Source organism: Streptococcus humanilactis (assembly GCF_019448275.1).
Taxonomy (GTDB): domain Bacteria; phylum Bacillota; class Bacilli; order Lactobacillales; family Streptococcaceae; genus Streptococcus; species Streptococcus humanilactis.
Map to the genome: position 1 here is coordinate 1 of NZ_JAHXBZ010000008.1, position 15,800 is coordinate 15,800.

The window sequence follows — 15,800 nt, forward strand, 5'->3', positions numbered from 1 at the left end:
GGGGTTGCCCCCTGTGAGATATGGAAGTCGCTTAGCTCTAGGGAGTTTAGCTCAGCTGGGAGAGCATCTGCCTTACAAGCAGAGGGTCAGCGGTTCGATCCCGTTAACTCCCATTTTAGCGGGTGTAGTTTAGTGGTAAAACTACAGCCTTCCAAGCTGTTGTCGCGAGTTCGATTCTCGTCACCCGCTTTGAACTTTGTTCTTTGTACCAAGTTTTTAACTTGGGCGCGTAGCTCAGGTGGTTAGAGCGCACGCCTGATAAGCGTGAGGTCGGTGGTTCGAGTCCACTCGTGCCCATAGTGTTTAGTCCATTACTAGAGAATTGATATTATCTTTTCACTAAGAGGACACGGGTTTATTCCCGTATAAACTATTTTGGAGGATTACCCAAGTCCGGCTGAAGGGAACGGTCTTGAAAACCGTCAGGCGTGTAAAAGCGTGCGTGGGTTCGAATCCCACATCCTCCTTTTTATTAACGCGGGATGGAGCAGCTCGGTAGCTCGTCGGGCTCATAACCCGAAGGTCGTAGGTTCAAATCCTGCTCCCGCAATAAGGCTCGGTAGCTCAGTTGGTAGAGCAATGGATTGAAGCTCCATGTGTCGGCGGTTCGATTCCGTCTCGCGCCATTTATATATTTTGGAAGGGTAGCGAAGAGGCTAAACGCGGCGGACTGTAAATCCGCTCCTTCGGGTTCGGGGGTTCGAATCCCTCCCCTTCCATTTTACGGGCATAGTTTAAAGGTAGAACTAAGGTCTCCAAAACCTTCAGTGTGGGTTCAATTCCTACTGCCCGTGTTAATAGAATTATGGCGGGTGTGGTGAAGTGGTTAACACACCAGATTGTGGCTCTGGCATGCGTGGGTTCGATCCCCATCACTCGCCTATTTTATATTATTGGGGTATAGCCAAGCGGTAAGGCAAGGGACTTTGACTCCCTCATGCGTTGGTTCGAATCCAGCTACCCCAGTTACTATTTGCCGGCGTGGCGGAATTGGCAGACGCGCTGGACTCAAAATCCAGTGTCCGCAAGGACGTGCCGGTTCGACCCCGGCCGCCGGTATAGTATTAAAGACAAGGTTTTCGGACCTTGTCTTTTTCTTTTATTTGTTGAATTTGTAACGCTGAGTTACTTAAAATTACTAGTTTTATAACAAATCATCTAATTTATCCGCTAATTTTTGTTGCTTGCTTGGATACAAATGAGAGTATGTATCTATTGTTGTAGTTATAGAAGCATGTCCTAATCTTTCTTTTACGACAAGATAATCTTCTCCTTGGTTTATTAGTAGGGAAGCATGTGAATGCCTGAAGTCATGAATTCTTATTTTTTTTAAAGAACTATCTCTTTGTAATATTTTTTTATATTGTTTTTCGATTGAATCCTTAGTTATCGTAATCGGGCTATTTTGAAATATCTGTAGATCATCTAGGTTGGTTGTAAATTCTTTTAATCTTTCATGCTGTGTTTGCCTCCATTCTTCTAGTGTCTCCACTAGTTTGGTGTTCATGATGATTCTTCGGGTTCCAGCTTTTGTCTTTGTACTACTAATGTGTTCTTCACCTTTTTTAACGTATATTGATTTACTTACATGGATTGTATTTGTAGAAAACTCTATGTCCTTCCACGTTAGAGCAAGAGCTTCTCCGAGTCTTAGACCAGTAAAAAATAGAACTGTGAATAGTAATTTTATATTGTATTCATCGTTGCTAAATAGTGTTAAGAAATGCTTAAATTCTTTTACTGTCCAGAAATTTAATTTTACTTTTTCTATGGGTAATTTTTTCAGTAATCCTACGGGATGTTCCTTGTAAAATCCCTTTCTTAATCCAACATCCAGAATTTTCTTTAGTAAAATTATAATTTTATTAATAGTGTTTGGACTTAGCTTCTTTTCTGAGTTTTGAGTATTTTTATCTCTTAGATGTTCTCTGAATTGATAGATATCTTCATAAGTTAATTTAGCTACATCATCAACTTTTTCAAAATAGTTTTTTATATGCCTGTTATAGTTGTTTTCTTGTGTATCTATATAGCTTTGTTTTCTGTTGTTTATTCTATCCTCTTCTTTTAAGAGATCATAAAGGATATCAATTGATATTTTTGAGTTGAAACTTTTTTCTTTAAGTTCGACACTTCGTAAGTATTGTTCGGCCTCCAATGCTTCTTTTTTAGTTTTGAATCCTTTTCTTACAATTCTACGTTGTTTTAGAGATATTGGATTTATACCATTGGAAACATCAACAATCCAAGTTCCGTCTCTACTTTTACGTAAAGCCATAAGCTACGCTTCTTTCTGGAGTTCAATTCCTAATAGTTCTTCTGCGACACTGGCTGGAATTGTACCAATCCTTTTGTTATCGTAGATGTTAAAACCACGATTCACTAATAGTAATTTGCCGGTATGGATAATCTTTCTTGCAGTTCCTGGAGCAAATCCAAGTTCGATAAGGTCATCTTTTGTTACAGTTTTAATCATGTGATCTCCTTTTCTAATTAGATTAACTAAGGGGAGGATTAACTCCCCTTGTATTTTACTTATTTTTGTTTTACATCTACTAAATGGATAGCATCAGCCTTGTAATACATTGTCGTGCTAATCATAGTAGCTTGTAAATTGTCAAATGTAACTGGTACTTCATCCATTGCTTGGATATAGTCATTATCAACCAAGGCATCTGGATTGTCTACTGAGACTTGGGTTGATTTCTTTTTGAATTGTCCATCCTTGATTGTTACATTGTATTTCCAACCAATGATTTTATCGGTATTAAAACGTCTTTCGCTACCATCTCGGTTTTTGATAATTTCTCCGTTTGCATCTGCTCGGACTTCCGTTTCAAATTTTGGAATGACTTCATCCAATTCAAATTTTGTTCCAATGTTATTAAAATTCCAGTCATTTTGTGAAAGCATTTTTGCCATAGTTAATTTCTCCTTTTAATATTTTCTTTGATTGTAGGGATCAAATCCTCTCGTTTAAAGAGTATTGCTCTTTCTATTAATCCACTTGCTAAATCTGGTGGATATTCCATATTGTTGAGTGCGAGATAGTTAGCTTTCTCATACTCATGCAGTAAGTTATTGTCGTATAGAAATTTATACGCTTTTAGAATAGCTCCTGAACCTTTATAGGTAAACCATTCTAATTTTTGTTCTAGTTCTGTTTTTGATTTTGAAATAATGATAGAGACGGGTTTTGAATGGCCTAAAAACTTTTCCCAAGATCTCAAAGGTTTTGAGAAATAGCTATCACTATAGAACCTCACTTTTTCTTTGAGATATCCCTTGGTAAAGTTGAGAAGATCTATTTCTGAATGCAACCATTCTTGAATGAAGTAGTGAGCTTTTTCTTTCCTAAGTTCTAACTCAGTTCTTATCCAATTTTCTATATACCGCTTGCTGATACCGAGCTTCTCAGCTCGTTCTAAGCGTTTATCGTAAATTCTAAGTCTTTCGTCATCATTGGGTTTTCTCAAATATAAGGTCTGGCCGATTGTTTCATCTCCGTAGGTATTGTAGTAGGTGCTTTTTCCATATATAAAGCGTTTCTTCTGACAAATCTTTAGAAGCTGATTAGGAGTGAAATAGGGTGTTTCATTAAAATCATCTATTGCAATATCAATTCGTCTTACTGAAAAATGATTGTAATTGTAGTAGAGGTTGTTCAAAAACTGTCTTTCGGACAGACTATTTGGATCTAATACCATATCTCTATAGAACTCGAGTGCCTGTCCTGACATGACAAGCATGTAGGACGACTCTTTCGCTCCATAGTAGATACGGATATTCCCATAATGAAGCTGGCTATCATAGTTATAGTATTTAAGGCTCCCTTTATTCTCAATAAATAGGTCATAGTCAAGAAATAGAATGTCTTCGATTATTTCTCTTGGCGAAAATTCAGTCTTATCAAACTGAATTTGAATCCAGTCAAATACAGAACGTAAATGTTCATTTTTTGCCATAGATTTTGATTCAACTTTTTGCTTAATTTTGCCACCCTTAAAATCTCCGAAACCCTTGGAAATACTGAATTCTTTCGATGGTACACCTAACTTGCAGAGGGTGGTGTTACTACACACCCTATCGGTCAAAAATGGTCCGTCCGCATCTACGCTCATTTTCGGCTTTCTGCCTCATGGCTCAGCCGAAAACTCGCTATTAGCCGAACCTATTTTTTGACCTCTTGTTAACAAACCCTAGTAAGCCGGTTTGCATCGACTCTTCAATATCTTGGATTTTCTTTTTTAGGTTGGAATTCTCAATTTTTATCAGTCGTATTTCTCGTTTAAATTCCTGTTTCAAGGCGCTCAGTTCATCGTAGAGCTCATCTATTACTTGGTTTAGGGATTCTTGCTCATTATCTGCTAGACTCCCAAATACGGCTTGTATAGCCTCTTTGAGACCTATTTCAAGTTTTAGGTTAGCTAACTTTTGAAATTGTCTAAGGTCTTCGTCTGTAAAGTCATAGGCAACTGTATAACTTAATTGATGAGTTCTTGGATTTCTACTGATAGGAATTTTAATTTTCTTAAATTCCTTGCCACTTATCTCTCTAATCAGTTGAATCCAATTTTTAAGAGTAGAGGTAGAGTTTAGGCCAGAAATTTGATTGACTAACTCTTTATTGGTCATCTTTTTGTGAAACCTCCGAAATTTTCTTGTGCAACTGAAGAGTTTTCTGTGGTATAATTGTTACATAATATGTTTTGATCTTGGAACGAACGGCACATTTGTTTCAAGATTTTTTATTTTGTCGAATCCTACCTCCTTTATTAAAATTTTTTAAATCGACTACTAGTTACATACGCTTTTACCTCCTTTTATGCTATAATATTCTCAATGGAATATTCAATCTCAAAATAAATATTCCTTATGGAATAATTCTATTTTATACCGTTTAGAATATTTTGTCAAGCTAAAATATACGAATAAGAATATCTATAGGAGAATTATGTATACAGAGGATTATAAATTTTCAGAGAGGTTAAAAACTCTCAGAAAATCAAAAAAGTTAACTCAAGTACAAATATCGGAATTAATTGGAGTTCAACAAGGGACATATTCTCGGTGGGAGAATGGAACGTTAGAACCAGGATTAGAATTCGTTGTGAAATTAGCAAATATCTTTGGGACTACTACAGATTATTTGCTGGGACAAAAACCTTATTCAATTATCAGTAGTTTACCTCTAGAACAATTAGATCTTACCAATATTGCAAACTTTTCAAAGGATGAGTTTGATATTTTGAAACATTCAATAGCAGTTTCGGTGGCAAGAAATAAAATAAAGGCAACAGAACTAAAAGATAGAGTTATAGAAAAAAATCAGTTGTCAGAAAAAGATGCAGAACTTTTGAATAAGATTTTTGAAGAAGTTAAAACTTATTGGGAAAATTAGGAGGACGCTAGTCTTCAAAATTCCCTCCCAAAATGTGTCCAAAATATTGACAGAATTCTAGCTTTTCATTATAGTTCTTATGGAACTTTTTTTCTACAACAAAATAGGCTCCATAATATCCATAGGGGATTTACCCACTACAAATAGTATAGAGCCGGTTTTATTAATGTCCTGCATTTCCTAATAAGTTAACCATGACAACACCAATGATAATCAAAATTAAACCGATAATGCTATAAACATTTAGTGTTTCTTTGAAAATCATTACTGCGATAGAGGCTGTCAAAACTAAACCGACAGCTGACCATGTTGCATAAGCTATTCCTAAAGGAATTTTTTGCATTGCTAGTGAGAGGAAATAGAAACAAACGCCATAGCTAAGTAGGGCAGAAACGGTTGGAATAGGCTTTGTAAAACCGTCTGATAATTTCAAAAGGTTAGTTCCCAATATCTCTCCTACAATGGCGATAAAAAGATAAAAGTATGACATGTCTTTAACCTCCTATATGTCATGTTTTTGCTCTAAGAGCTATTATAGCTATCCGTTTTTTATAAATCTTGGCACAAGTCATGAGAATTTGTAGTAAAACTGTGGCAGACACTTTTTCAGAACCAATAGCTGATAAGTTTATTATATCATAAGATAAATTTTAAAAAAAGTCTTGATTTATTTCAATGTCTTGCGTGGTCTCGATTTTACTGGTAAAATTACTTTTAAGAACTTTAAAAAAGAGGTTTCTATATTTGACAAAACAATGACTTGTTGTCCCGAATGTGGGCATCCTTTGGAGAAAAAATTTTTAAAAGATGAGGGAGATATTCCTTATTGTTCACAATGTGCGAGTTTTCGTTTTCCAGTCTTTAATACAGCAATTAGTGCGATTTTATTTAATGAAAAACATGATAAGATTCTCTTGATTAAGCAATATGACATGGCTGAGCATATTTTGCTAGCTGGTTATGTGTCTAATGATATTCACAACCAATTTCTACAATCATTAAAGGCAATTAATTTAGCCTCTCTTATTACGGATATGGGTAATAAAATTGCACAAAACTAGTCCAAAACTCTTTTTAATAAGGAGTATACTTTCTAGCATTTTATAGTTACTAAAAAGTATCTAAACTTTGGAAGTGATACTAAGTTTTAAAAAATATTATGGAAAAAAAGCTTATAAAATCAATATTTCTGAGATTTAAAACTAATAATATTAGACTCAAAATCCAGTGTCCGCAAGGACGTGCCGGTTCGACCCCGGCCGCCGGTATAGTATAGAGTTAAGGAACGTTGATAAATCTTCGTTCCTTTTTGTATTATTTTTGGTATAATAATAGTTATTCAAAATTTATTATGAAAGTGTAGGGAAGTATGTCTCGTTCTATCGATTTATTAAAATATCGGTATTTGAAAAATATTAAAGAAAATCCTGAATTGTTTATCGGGATTGAGCTGGAATATCCTGTTGTAAACTTGGAAGGGGATACTACAGATGTTGAAGTTATCAAGCACTTATTCCGATATTTAGTTTCTTCTTTGGATTTTACTATCGAAAAGGTTGATGATTTTGGAAATCCTATACAGTTAGTGGATCCAGTAAGTCAGGATGCTATTTTATTTGAAGTTTCCTATACTACGATTGAGTTTGCATTTGGTAAGGTTGAAACGATACAAGAGGTTGAAGAACGTTTTAGTATTTATATGGAAGCAATCCAGAAAAAATTAGCTGAATCAAATCATGCTATTGTTGGCTGCGGCATTCATCCCAACTGGGATAAAAATGAGAATTCTCCAGTTGCTTATCCACGTTATCAGATGTTGATGGATTATTTGAATTTGAGTAGGAATGTGACTGAATCAGACTTACATCATTTCCCTGAATATGGTGCTTTTATCTGTGGGAGTCAGGTTCAGATGGATGTTTCAAAGTCCAACTACTTACGGGTAATTAATGCTTTTACTCAAATTGAAGCGGCTAAGGCTTATTTATTTGCGAACTCTGAGTTTTCGGGTGCAGATTGGGATACGAAAATTTCAAGGGATATTTTCTGGGAAGAATCGATGCATGGTCTCTATCCAGAAAACGTCGGGGTCAATGCTAGACTCTTTAACGATGAGGATGATTTTTTTGATTATCTAGATCATTCTGCAATTTTTACTGCAGAACGTGATGGACAAACCTATTATTTTTATCCGATTCAGACTAGGGACTATTTGGCTACATCTGAAATCCAAGCCTATGATCTTAATGGGGATGAGATTCTTATTTACCCTCAAGAGAAAGACTTTGAAACTCATCGTAGTTACCAGTACCAGGACTTAACGACTCGAGGAACGGTTGAGTTTCGTAGTGTGTGTACCCAACCTCTAGATAGAACCTTCGCTTCAGCAGCTTTTCACTTGGGATTATTAGTTAATTTGGATAAGTTAGAAGCTTACTTAGAAACTGCACCTTTCTTTAAAAAATTTCGGCGAAATTATAAGTTTTTAAGGCGACAATTTTCTAAGAAGAATCTTACAGATGAGGAAGAAACTGCGATTATTGAAATTTCCAAAGACTTACTCCTGCTAGCTGAGGAAGGACTGGAGATGAGAAATAAGCAAGAAATGACCTACTTACAGCCTTTGAAAGAAGAATTGAGCCTATAATTTTTCTTATAAAGGGAGAATTTTCTGAAAAATCATGATATAATGGAAGAGACTATAGATAAAGGATAGAGAGTAATGACATTAGTTTATCAATCAACGCGTGATGCCAACAATACAGTAACTGCTAGCCAAGCTATTTTGCAAGGTTTGGCAACGGACGGTGGTTTGTTTACACCACTTATTTATCCAAAGGTAGATTTGGATTTTGCAAAATTGAAAGATGCTTCCTATCAGGAAGTTGCTAAGTTAGTTTTGTCAGCATTTTTAGATGACTTTACAGCTGAGGAGTTGGACTACTGTATCAACAATGCTTACGATAGCAAATTTGATACTCCAACTATTGCACCATTAGTGAAATTAGATGGACAATACAATTTGGAACTTTTTCATGGTTCAACGATTGCCTTTAAGGATATGGCCTTGTCTATATTGCCATACTTTATGACGACTGCTTCTAAGAAACATGGTTTGGAGAATAAGATTGTCATCTTGACAGCGACATCTGGTGATACTGGGAAAGCTGCTATGGCGGGATTTGCGGACGTGCCTGGAACTGAGATTATCGTCTTTTATCCAAAGGATGGTGTCAGCAAGGTACAAGAGTTGCAAATGACCACGCAGACTGGCGATAATACTCATGTTATCGCCATTGATGGTAACTTTGATGATGCGCAAACTAACGTGAAGTATATGTTTAATGATGTGGCTCTTCGTGAAAAGTTGGCTACCAATAAACTGCAATTTTCATCAGCAAACTCTATGAATATTGGTCGTTTGGTGCCACAGATTGTTTATTATGTTTATGCCTATACTCAGTTGGTCAAGACTGGTGAGATTGTGGCTGGTGATAAGGTCAACTTCACAGTACCAACAGGAAACTTTGGAAATATCTTGGCTGCTTTTTATGCTAAACAAATCGGTCTTCCAGTTGGTAAATTGATCTGTGCTTCAAATGACAACAATGTTTTGACAGACTTCTTCAAGACACGTGTTTACGATAAGAAACGTGAGTTTAAGGTAACAACTAGCCCATCTATGGATATCTTGGTATCTTCAAACTTGGAGCGTTTGATTTTCCATCTTTTGGGTAATGATGCGGTTAAAACAGCTGAACTCATGAATGCCTTGAACAAGCAAGGACAATATGAGTTGACAGACTTTGATGCGGAGATTCTTAACCTCTTTGCAGCAGAATATGCGACTGAGGAAGAAACAGCAGCAGAAATCAAGCGTATCTATGAGTCAGATTCTTATATCGAGGATCCACATACGGCAGTTGCCTCGGCAGTTTATAAGAAATACCAAGCGGCTACTGGCGATGTGACTAAGACAGTGATTGCTTCAACAGCGAGTCCATACAAGTTCCCAGTGGTTGCAGTAGAAGCTGTAACTGGAAAATCAGGGCTTGGCGACTTTGAAGCTTTGGCTCAATTACATGATATTTCAGGAGTGGCAGTGCCGCCAGCAGTTGATGGCCTTGAAACAGCTCCAGTTCGTCATAAGACAACTGTGGCGGCTGCTGACATGCAAGCAGCCGTTGAGGCTTATCTAGGACTTTAAGACAGAGGGAGTAAACTCGGTTGGGAAACTAACTGAGTTTCTTTTCATCAGGAGGAAGGATTGTTTAAGAAAAATAAAGACATTCTTAATATTGCCTTGCCAGCTATGGGCGAAAACTTTTTGCAGATGCTCATGGGGATGGTGGATAGTTATCTGGTTGCTCACTTGGGCTTAATCGCTATTTCAGGTGTTTCAGTAGCTGGCAATATTATCACGATTTATCAGGCGATTTTTATCGCTCTGGGAGCTGCTATTTCCAGTGTTATTTCAAAAAGTTTGGGGCAGAAGGATCAGTCTAAGCTAGCCTATCATGTGACTGAGGCGTTGAAGATTACCTTATTATTAAGTTTCCTTTTAGGAACTTTGTCCATCTTCGCTGGGCAAGAGATGATAGGACTTTTGGGAACTGAACAGACTGTGGCCGAAAGTGGTGGACTCTATCTATCTTTGGTAGGCGGATCGATTGTTCTTTTGGGATTCATGACCAGTCTGGGTGCCTTGATTCGTGCAACGCATAATCCACGTCTGCCTCTCTATGTTAGTCTCTTGTCAAATGCTTTGAATATTCTCTTTTCCAGTCTAGCTATTTTTGTTCTTGATATGGGGATAGCTGGTGTTGCTTGGGGGACAATTCTGTCTCGTTTGGTTGGTCTTGTGATTTTATGGTCCCAATTAAAGTTGCCTTTTGAGAAACCGACTTTTGGTTTAGATAAGGAACTATTGACTTTAGCTTTACCAGCAGCTGGAGAGCGGCTTATGATGCGAGCTGGAGATGTCGTTATCATTGCCTTGGTTGTTTCTTTTGGAACGGAGGCAGTGGCTGGGAATGCAGTTGGAGAAGTCTTGACCCAGTTTAACTATATGCCTGCCTTTGGTGTGGCTACAGCAACAGTCATGCAAGTGGCACGAGCGGTTGGAGAAGATGATTGGAAAAGAGTCGCTAGTTTGAGCAAACAAACCCTTTGGCTTTCTCTGGTACTCATGTTACCCTTGACCTTCAGTATCTATGCTTTGGGTATACCACTAACTCATCTCTATACGACTGATCCTCTAGCGGTTGAGGCTAGTGTTCTAGTGACACTTTTTTCACTCCTTGGTACTCCTATGACGATAGGAACAGTCATCTATACAGCAGTCTGGCAGGGTTTGGGAAATGCTCGGCTTCCCTTTTATGCGACAAGTATAGGAATGTGGTGTATCCGCATAGGAACAGGATATCTGATGGGGATTGTTTTTGGTTGGGGCTTGCCTGGTATTTGGGCAGGGACTCTCTTGGATAATGGTTTCCGCTGGTTATTTCTACGCTATCGTTACCAGCGCTATATGAGCTTGAAAGGATAGGAAATGCAAAAAACAGCTTTTATTTGGGATTTAGACGGGACTTTATTGGACTCTTATGAAGCAATTTTGTCAGGGATTGAGGAAACTTTTGCTCAGTTTTCTATTCCTTATGATAAGGAGCAGGTGAGAGAGTTTATCCTCAAGTATTCGGTGCAGGATTTGCTTGTGCAGGTGGCAGAAGAGAGAAAGCTGGATGTGGAAATGCTCAATCAAGTGCGTGCTCAGAGTCTGGCTGAGAAGAATGCTCAGGTAGTCTTAATGCCAGGTGCGCGTGATGTGCTAGCTTGGGCAGAGGAATCAGGAATTCAGCAGTTTGTTTACACTCATAAGGGAGACAATGCTCTTACCATTCTCAGAGACTTGGGTTTGGAATCTTATTTTACAGAGATTTTAACCAGTCAGAGTGGCTTTGCGCGCAAGCCTAATCCGGAAGCGGCTACCTATCTGTTAGACAAGTATCAGTTGGATCCTGAGAAAACCTATTATATAGGGGATCGGACTCTGGATGTGGAATTTGCTCAGAATAGTGGGATTCAAAGTCTTAACTTTTTAGAGTCGTCTTATGGAGGCAATCACAGGATTCAAGCCTTAGCAGATATTTCCCGTATTTTTGAGGCTGAGCTATAAAAAGATTGTGTCAGTTTTGTGACAGAGACCTAACAAACTATTTCAAGTAACCGAGTTTGTTACAAGGAATAGACAGTTCTGTTAAATAGGCCCGAGAGGGCTTTTTTTCTGCATTTTTTGTGTTATCATAGACAGGTACTCATTTGAAAGGAATTTGAAAGAATGAAGAAAAGAATATTATTAGCCTCAACAGTAGCCTTGTCGTTTGCCCCAGTATTGGCAACCCAAGCAGAAGAACTTCTTTGGACTGCACGTAGTGTTGAGCAAATCCAAAATGATTTGACTAAAACGGATAACAAAACAAGTTATACCGTTCAGTATGGTGATACCTTGAGCACAATTGCAGAAGCCTTGGGTGTAGATGTCACAGTTCTTGCGAATTTGAATAAAATCACCAATATGGACCTGATTTTCCCAGAAACCGTTTTGACAACGACTGTCAATGAAGCAGAAGAAGTAACAGAAGTTGAAATCCAAACTCCTCGAGCAGCTTCTAGTGAGGAAGTGACAACTGCGACAGCAGATTTGACAACCAATCAAGTGACCGTTGATGCTCAAACTGTTCAGGTTGCAGATCTTTCTCAACCGATTGCAGAAGCTCCAAAAGCGGTAGAAACTACAAGAACAAAAGAAGTGGCATCAAGTTCAGAAGTTGCAGAGACAGTTACTACTGCAGAAGAAGTCGCGCCATCTACAGGAAATTCTGTTTCAGAGAAGCAAATAGCCGAAACAAGCAATGCAGTTGCAGAAGCAGCTCCTCAGGCAACGACTCCAGCTGAGAAAGAGGAAACACAAGCAAGCCCTCAGGCTGAGTCAACAGTGGAAACAACTACAACTCCAGTAGAAGAAAAAGCAATAGAAACAACTGCAACAAGTTTAGAAGAAGTAAAAGAAGTAGCATCAAGTGAAGCTACACCAGCAGTTTCTACTTATCAACTAGAAGAGAAGAAAACAGTTTCAACAACTTACGCGGCTCCAGCAGCGCCCGATTATGCTGGACTTGCGGTAGCGAAATCTGAAAATGCAGGCCTTCAACCACAAACAGCTGCCTTTAAAGAAGAAATTGCTAACTTGTTTGGCATCACATCCTTTAGTGGTTACCGTCCAGGAGACAGTGGAGATCACGGAAAAGGTTTGGCTATCGACTTTATGGTACCAGAAAGCTCAGAACTAGGGGATAAGCTTGCGGAATACGCTATTCAAAACATGGCCAGCCGTGGAATTAGTTACATTATCTGGAAACAACGTTTCTATGCTCCATTCGATAGCAAATATGGACCAGCTAATACTTGGAACCCAATGCCAGACCGTGGTAGTGTGACAGAAAACCACTATGACCACGTTCACGTTTCAATGAATGGATAAACCAGACTTGGTAATATCATTTTGACGAATGAGATCTAGCTTTCGTGATAGGAAGCGAGTCTCGTTCGTTTTTTCTTTGTCATACTCTTCGAAAATCTCTTCAAACCACGTCAGTTTTATCTGCAATCTCAAAGCTGTGCTTTGAGCAACCTACGGATAGCTTCCTAGTTTGCTCTTTGATTTTCATTGAGTATCAATATGGATGGAGAATGGAAGTTACCATTTTGTAATGATTGAAGCAACATTCTTGCAATTTATTTTACTTTGTATTATACTTGATTAGTCAACTATTGATAAGTCAACAGAAAGAAGGAAGAAATGTTAGAGATTCAAGATTTACTTTATCAACTCCGCTTGTCTGAGCAAGCGAGCACGCAATTGTTTGAAAAAAGACTTGGGATTAGTTTGACACGGTATCAGATTTTATTATTTTTGCTGAAGCATTCCCCTTGTAATCAAATAGCGGTTCAGGAGCGTTTGAAGATTGATCAGGCTGCTTTGACCCGACATTTCAAAATTCTGGAAAAGGAAGGTTTGGTGGAGCGTCATCGTAATCCTGAAAATCAGCGAGAAGTGTTGGTGGAGGCTACGAAGTATGCCAAAGAGCAGTTAGTTGTGAATCCGCCTCTGCAGCATATCAAGGTTAAGGAAGAGATGGAAAGTATCTTAACAGAGTCTGAAAGAACAGAACTCAGCCGTTTAGTAAATAAATTGGTTTTGGGTATTGAAAATATAGAAATTTAAGGAGAAATAGATGTCAATTATTACAATCATTTTAGCAACGATTGTTGCTTTGGAGCATTTTTACATTTTTTATTTGGAAAGTATTGCAACGCAATCAGATGCAACCAGTCGAGTATTTAACATGGAAAAGGAAGAACTGGCTCGTCCGTCTGTAAGTTCATTGTTTAAAAATCAAGGGATTTATAATGCTCTGTTAGGAGTCTTTCTCTTGTATGGGATTTATTTCTCACAGAATTTAGAAATTGTGACTATTTTTGTTTTATTTGTGTTTGGTGCTGCGGCTTATGGCTCTCTCACAGCAGATAAGAAAATTATTTTGAAGCAAGGTGGACCAGCTATTTTGGCCTTGATTAGTATTTTACTCTTTAAATAAGTTCAAAGGTCAATCTTAGTCTTTCTAGTCCTTTTCACTCCAGAATAAGGAAAATATGTTATACTTGTTTTTAAGAAAAAAGTCTCATTGAATTGGTTTTGAGGAGTTAGAAATGAAAGTATTAGTGACAGGTTTTGAGCCCTTTGGAGGGGAAAAGGTCAATCCAGCTTTGGAGGCCATTAAAGGTTTACCATCTGAAATTCATGGTGCTGAGGTTCGTTGGCTAGAGGTGCCGACAGTTTTTCACAAATCGGCCCAAGTATTGGAAGAAGAGATGAGTCGTTATCGACCTGACTTTGTCCTTTGTATTGGCCAAGCTGGTGGAAGGTCTAGCTTGACACCTGAGCGAGTGGCTATTAATCAAGACGATGCACGCATTCCTGATAATGATGGTAATCAACCGATTGACCTTCCCATTCGAGCGGATGGTGCTTCGGCCTACTTTAGTAGTTTGCCAATTAAAGCGATGGTTCAAGCTATAAAAAAAGAGGGCTTGCCGGCCTCTGTTTCCAATACGGCAGGGACTTTTGTCTGCAATCATTTGATGTATCAGGCTCTCTATTTGGTAGAAAAGAAATTTCCACATGTTAAGGCAGGTTTTATGCATATTCCTTATATGATGGAACAGGTGGTGAATCGACCGACTACCCCAGCTATGAGTTTAGTGGATATTAGGCGAGGGATAGAAGCGGCAATCGGCGCCATTATCGAACATGGAGATCAGGACCTCAAGTTGGTAGGCGGAGAAACTCATTGATAGAAAAAAGCTTGAGGGAACAACCTTCAAGCTTTTGGACGTTTTCGAGCCAGTACTGCTCGGTAGAAAATTATTTTATTGATTTGAATGTAGGGTAGGAGTGAGAAACTAGCAATTCCAAAAGTAATCCAATTGAGGAAGTACCAAGGAAGGAGTTGTAAGTCTAGAATAAAGCGCTGAAATTTGTAGCCTTTCATCAGGAAATGGCTGGTTTTAAGGATTTGCCCTGGTTTAGCTTGGCCCAAGTCTAGGGTGTCACAGAGGAGAAATTCTACCTGCGAATAGGCATAGTATTGTGGAATATAGAGACTATTTCCGACAATCATCAAGAGGATACTTGCTAGAAAGTAAAGACCAAAGGTCATGAGGAAACGCTCGGTTTCAATTGACGTGAGATCCAGATTGGGAAACTCAGGGTGAAGGACAACGAATTTCTTTGCTAGAAAGCTACTGTAAAAAAGAAAGTAAATTCCGAGCAAACTAGGAATGCTCCATAAAAAGAGATAGAAGCGTTTGAGAAGGAGAGTCAAAAAGGTTTGTGAAAAGTGCTCTTCATTAAAGAGAGTAAGACTATTTTTGACGGATAGTTCTGTATCTGGATTCTTGATGAGTTTTAGGGTTGTATAGACTGAACTGGTTAGAAGTATTGCCCCGATAAAGGAGACTAATAGTGGAAAAAGGTAGGCTTGAAATACATGGCCAAACACGCTTAAAAAGGGTTGTTCTAAAACACTCTCGTTGAGGCGCTCTAAGGGATTGAGGAAGCCAGACAAGATGAGCAGTATGCTAGGTAAGAGATAGACGAGAAAGAGGCGGGGATTTTCAGCCTGAAATTGTCTGGCTTGCAGACGAACAGTTTTTAAATCAATTTTTGGGTATTTCATTCTCTCATTATACCATAGTTCGTGACAGTTCCTACTTTTTTTGATAAAATCATACAGTATGCCCTTGGGCACAAAGTATGAACTGGGACTGTTTTTCCCAG

The 15,800-nt window shown here is 38.3% G+C and carries 17 protein-coding genes and 11 tRNA genes; 21 read left to right on the plus strand and 7 right to left on the minus strand.

Features of this window, described 5'->3' with window-relative positions; all coding sequences use genetic code 11:
* The first annotated feature begins 40 nt into the window (after positions 1–40).
* The 11 genes from KV696_RS09025 to KV696_RS09075 all read left to right on the plus strand — a co-directional run bounded on the left by KV696_RS09025 (position 41) and on the right by KV696_RS09075 (position 1,059).
* Positions 41–113, plus strand: a tRNA-Val gene (locus KV696_RS09025).
* A 5-nt stretch (positions 114–118) separates the two neighbouring features.
* Positions 119–189 (plus strand) — tRNA-Gly (locus KV696_RS09030).
* 34 nt (positions 190–223) lie between these two features.
* Positions 224–297: transfer RNA gene (locus KV696_RS09035), tRNA-Ile, on the plus strand.
* Between the two features lie 80 nt (positions 298–377).
* Positions 378–467, plus strand: a tRNA-Ser gene (locus KV696_RS09040).
* Positions 468–476: 9 nt separating this feature from the next.
* Positions 477–550, plus strand: a tRNA-Met gene (locus KV696_RS09045).
* A gap of 3 nt (positions 551–553) precedes the next feature.
* Positions 554–626, plus strand: a tRNA-Phe gene (locus KV696_RS09050).
* 12 nt (positions 627–638) lie between these two features.
* Positions 639–719, plus strand: a tRNA-Tyr gene (locus KV696_RS09055).
* A 4-nt stretch (positions 720–723) separates the two neighbouring features.
* A tRNA-Trp gene (locus tag KV696_RS09060) sits at positions 724–794 on the plus strand.
* Positions 795–808: 14 nt separating this feature from the next.
* A tRNA-His gene (locus KV696_RS09065) sits at positions 809–881 on the plus strand.
* 13 nt (positions 882–894) lie between these two features.
* Positions 895–966, plus strand: a tRNA-Gln gene (locus tag KV696_RS09070).
* A gap of 9 nt (positions 967–975) precedes the next feature.
* Positions 976–1,059: transfer RNA gene (locus KV696_RS09075), tRNA-Leu, on the plus strand.
* An 85-nt stretch (positions 1,060–1,144) separates the two neighbouring features.
* Here KV696_RS09075 and KV696_RS09080 read toward each other — a convergent pair.
* The 5 genes from KV696_RS09080 to KV696_RS09100 are packed head-to-tail and all read right to left on the minus strand — an operon-like array spanning position 1,145 to position 4,635.
* Entirely contained in the window at positions 1,145–2,278 is a 1,134-nt protein-coding gene (locus KV696_RS09080; protein ID WP_009732034.1) for a tyrosine-type recombinase/integrase, read from the minus strand.
* A 3-nt stretch (positions 2,279–2,281) separates the two neighbouring features.
* Positions 2,282–2,476, minus strand: a complete 195-nt coding sequence (locus tag KV696_RS09085; RefSeq protein WP_000598356.1) for a DUF3173 domain-containing protein — start codon at positions 2,474–2,476, stop codon at positions 2,282–2,284.
* 59 nt (positions 2,477–2,535) lie between these two features.
* Positions 2,536–2,922 carry a hypothetical protein gene (locus tag KV696_RS09090; protein WP_001096843.1) on the minus strand — a complete coding sequence of 129 codons (387 nt, stop codon included), beginning with the start codon at positions 2,920–2,922 and terminating at the stop codon, positions 2,536–2,538.
* Positions 2,923–2,924: 2 nt separating this feature from the next.
* Positions 2,925–4,121 carry a replication initiation factor domain-containing protein gene (locus KV696_RS09095; RefSeq protein ID WP_045616578.1) on the minus strand — a complete coding sequence of 399 codons (1,197 nt, stop codon included), beginning with the start codon at positions 4,119–4,121 and terminating at the stop codon, positions 2,925–2,927.
* Between the two features lie 40 nt (positions 4,122–4,161).
* Positions 4,162–4,635 carry a hypothetical protein gene (locus tag KV696_RS09100; RefSeq protein WP_049502267.1) on the minus strand — a complete coding sequence of 158 codons (474 nt, stop codon included), beginning with the start codon at positions 4,633–4,635 and terminating at the stop codon, positions 4,162–4,164.
* A gap of 319 nt (positions 4,636–4,954) precedes the next feature.
* Here KV696_RS09100 and KV696_RS09105 point away from each other — a divergent pair, with 319 nt between their 5' ends.
* On the plus strand, positions 4,955–5,401 hold the full coding sequence (locus tag KV696_RS09105) for a helix-turn-helix transcriptional regulator (RefSeq protein ID WP_000287814.1): 447 nt from the start codon (positions 4,955–4,957) through the stop codon (positions 5,399–5,401).
* A 163-nt stretch (positions 5,402–5,564) separates the two neighbouring features.
* Here KV696_RS09105 and KV696_RS09110 read toward each other — a convergent pair whose 3' ends face one another.
* The gene (locus tag KV696_RS09110) at positions 5,565–5,891 is read right to left on the minus strand and encodes a DMT family transporter (protein ID WP_009732038.1); all 327 of its coding nucleotides are present in this window, start codon (positions 5,889–5,891) and stop codon (positions 5,565–5,567) included.
* 172 nt (positions 5,892–6,063) lie between these two features.
* Here KV696_RS09110 and KV696_RS09115 point away from each other — a divergent pair, with 172 nt between their 5' ends.
* The 9 genes from KV696_RS09115 (at position 6,064) to pcp (ending at position 14,815) form a co-directional block, all read left to right on the plus strand.
* Complete coding sequence (locus tag KV696_RS09115) at positions 6,064–6,462, plus strand: FmdB family zinc ribbon protein (RefSeq protein WP_009732039.1); 399 nt, start codon at positions 6,064–6,066, stop codon at positions 6,460–6,462.
* Between the two features lie 308 nt (positions 6,463–6,770).
* On the plus strand, positions 6,771–8,048 hold the full coding sequence (locus KV696_RS09120) for a glutamate-cysteine ligase family protein (RefSeq protein WP_061759596.1): 1,278 nt from the start codon (positions 6,771–6,773) through the stop codon (positions 8,046–8,048).
* A gap of 75 nt (positions 8,049–8,123) precedes the next feature.
* Entirely contained in the window at positions 8,124–9,608 is a 1,485-nt protein-coding gene (gene thrC, locus KV696_RS09125) for a threonine synthase (protein WP_219967484.1), read from the plus strand.
* 60 nt (positions 9,609–9,668) lie between these two features.
* Positions 9,669–10,949: an MATE family efflux transporter gene (locus KV696_RS09130; RefSeq protein ID WP_219967485.1), complete on the plus strand. Its 1,281-nt coding sequence runs from the start codon at positions 9,669–9,671 to the stop codon at positions 10,947–10,949.
* 3 nt (positions 10,950–10,952) lie between these two features.
* Positions 10,953–11,576 carry an HAD family hydrolase gene (locus KV696_RS09135; RefSeq protein ID WP_219967486.1) on the plus strand — a complete coding sequence of 208 codons (624 nt, stop codon included), beginning with the start codon at positions 10,953–10,955 and terminating at the stop codon, positions 11,574–11,576.
* Positions 11,577–11,738: 162 nt separating this feature from the next.
* Positions 11,739–12,941, plus strand: coding sequence for a LysM peptidoglycan-binding domain-containing protein (locus tag KV696_RS09140; RefSeq protein WP_219967487.1), 1,203 nt, complete (start codon positions 11,739–11,741; stop codon positions 12,939–12,941).
* A 318-nt stretch (positions 12,942–13,259) separates the two neighbouring features.
* Positions 13,260–13,685, plus strand: coding sequence for a MarR family winged helix-turn-helix transcriptional regulator (locus KV696_RS09145; RefSeq protein ID WP_219967488.1), 426 nt, complete (start codon positions 13,260–13,262; stop codon positions 13,683–13,685).
* A gap of 10 nt (positions 13,686–13,695) precedes the next feature.
* Positions 13,696–14,058 (plus strand): DUF1304 domain-containing protein, encoded by a 363-nt coding sequence (locus KV696_RS09150; protein WP_219967489.1) that lies wholly within the window; start codon positions 13,696–13,698, stop codon positions 14,056–14,058.
* Between the two features lie 112 nt (positions 14,059–14,170).
* Positions 14,171–14,815: a pyroglutamyl-peptidase I gene (gene pcp / locus KV696_RS09155; RefSeq protein ID WP_219967490.1), complete on the plus strand. Its 645-nt coding sequence runs from the start codon at positions 14,171–14,173 to the stop codon at positions 14,813–14,815.
* 26 nt (positions 14,816–14,841) lie between these two features.
* On the opposite strand, the gene KV696_RS09160 is transcribed toward pcp, so the two are convergent.
* Positions 14,842–15,699, minus strand: a complete 858-nt coding sequence (locus tag KV696_RS09160; protein WP_219967491.1) for a DUF975 family protein — start codon at positions 15,697–15,699, stop codon at positions 14,842–14,844.
* Between the last annotated feature and the right edge of the window lie 101 nt (positions 15,700–15,800).

Excerpts from the sequence above, each read along its gene's own strand:
- KV696_RS09080 (WP_009732034.1), bottom strand. The coding sequence starts at position 2,278 with ATGGCTTTACGTAAAAGTAGAGACGGAACTTGGATTGTTGATGTTTCC.
- KV696_RS09085 (WP_000598356.1), bottom strand. The coding sequence starts at position 2,476 with ATGATTAAAACTGTAACAAAAGATGACCTTATCGAACTTGGATTTGCT.
- KV696_RS09090 (WP_001096843.1), bottom strand. The coding sequence starts at position 2,922 with ATGGCAAAAATGCTTTCACAAAATGACTGGAATTTTAATAACATTGGA.
- KV696_RS09095 (WP_045616578.1), bottom strand. The coding sequence starts at position 4,121 with ATGAGCGTAGATGCGGACGGACCATTTTTGACCGATAGGGTGTGTAGT.
- KV696_RS09100 (WP_049502267.1), bottom strand. The coding sequence starts at position 4,635 with ATGACCAATAAAGAGTTAGTCAATCAAATTTCTGGCCTAAACTCTACC.
- KV696_RS09105 (WP_000287814.1), top strand. The coding sequence starts at position 4,955 with ATGTATACAGAGGATTATAAATTTTCAGAGAGGTTAAAAACTCTCAGA.
- KV696_RS09110 (WP_009732038.1), bottom strand. The coding sequence starts at position 5,891 with ATGTCATACTTTTATCTTTTTATCGCCATTGTAGGAGAGATATTGGGA.
- KV696_RS09120 (WP_061759596.1), top strand. The coding sequence starts at position 6,771 with ATGTCTCGTTCTATCGATTTATTAAAATATCGGTATTTGAAAAATATT.
- thrC (WP_219967484.1), top strand. The coding sequence starts at position 8,124 with ATGACATTAGTTTATCAATCAACGCGTGATGCCAACAATACAGTAACT.
- KV696_RS09135 (WP_219967486.1), top strand. The coding sequence starts at position 10,953 with ATGCAAAAAACAGCTTTTATTTGGGATTTAGACGGGACTTTATTGGAC.
- KV696_RS09140 (WP_219967487.1), top strand. The coding sequence starts at position 11,739 with ATGAAGAAAAGAATATTATTAGCCTCAACAGTAGCCTTGTCGTTTGCC.
- KV696_RS09145 (WP_219967488.1), top strand. The coding sequence starts at position 13,260 with ATGTTAGAGATTCAAGATTTACTTTATCAACTCCGCTTGTCTGAGCAA.
- KV696_RS09150 (WP_219967489.1), top strand. The coding sequence starts at position 13,696 with ATGTCAATTATTACAATCATTTTAGCAACGATTGTTGCTTTGGAGCAT.
- pcp (WP_219967490.1), top strand. The coding sequence starts at position 14,171 with ATGAAAGTATTAGTGACAGGTTTTGAGCCCTTTGGAGGGGAAAAGGTC.
- KV696_RS09160 (WP_219967491.1), bottom strand. The coding sequence starts at position 15,699 with ATGAAATACCCAAAAATTGATTTAAAAACTGTTCGTCTGCAAGCCAGA.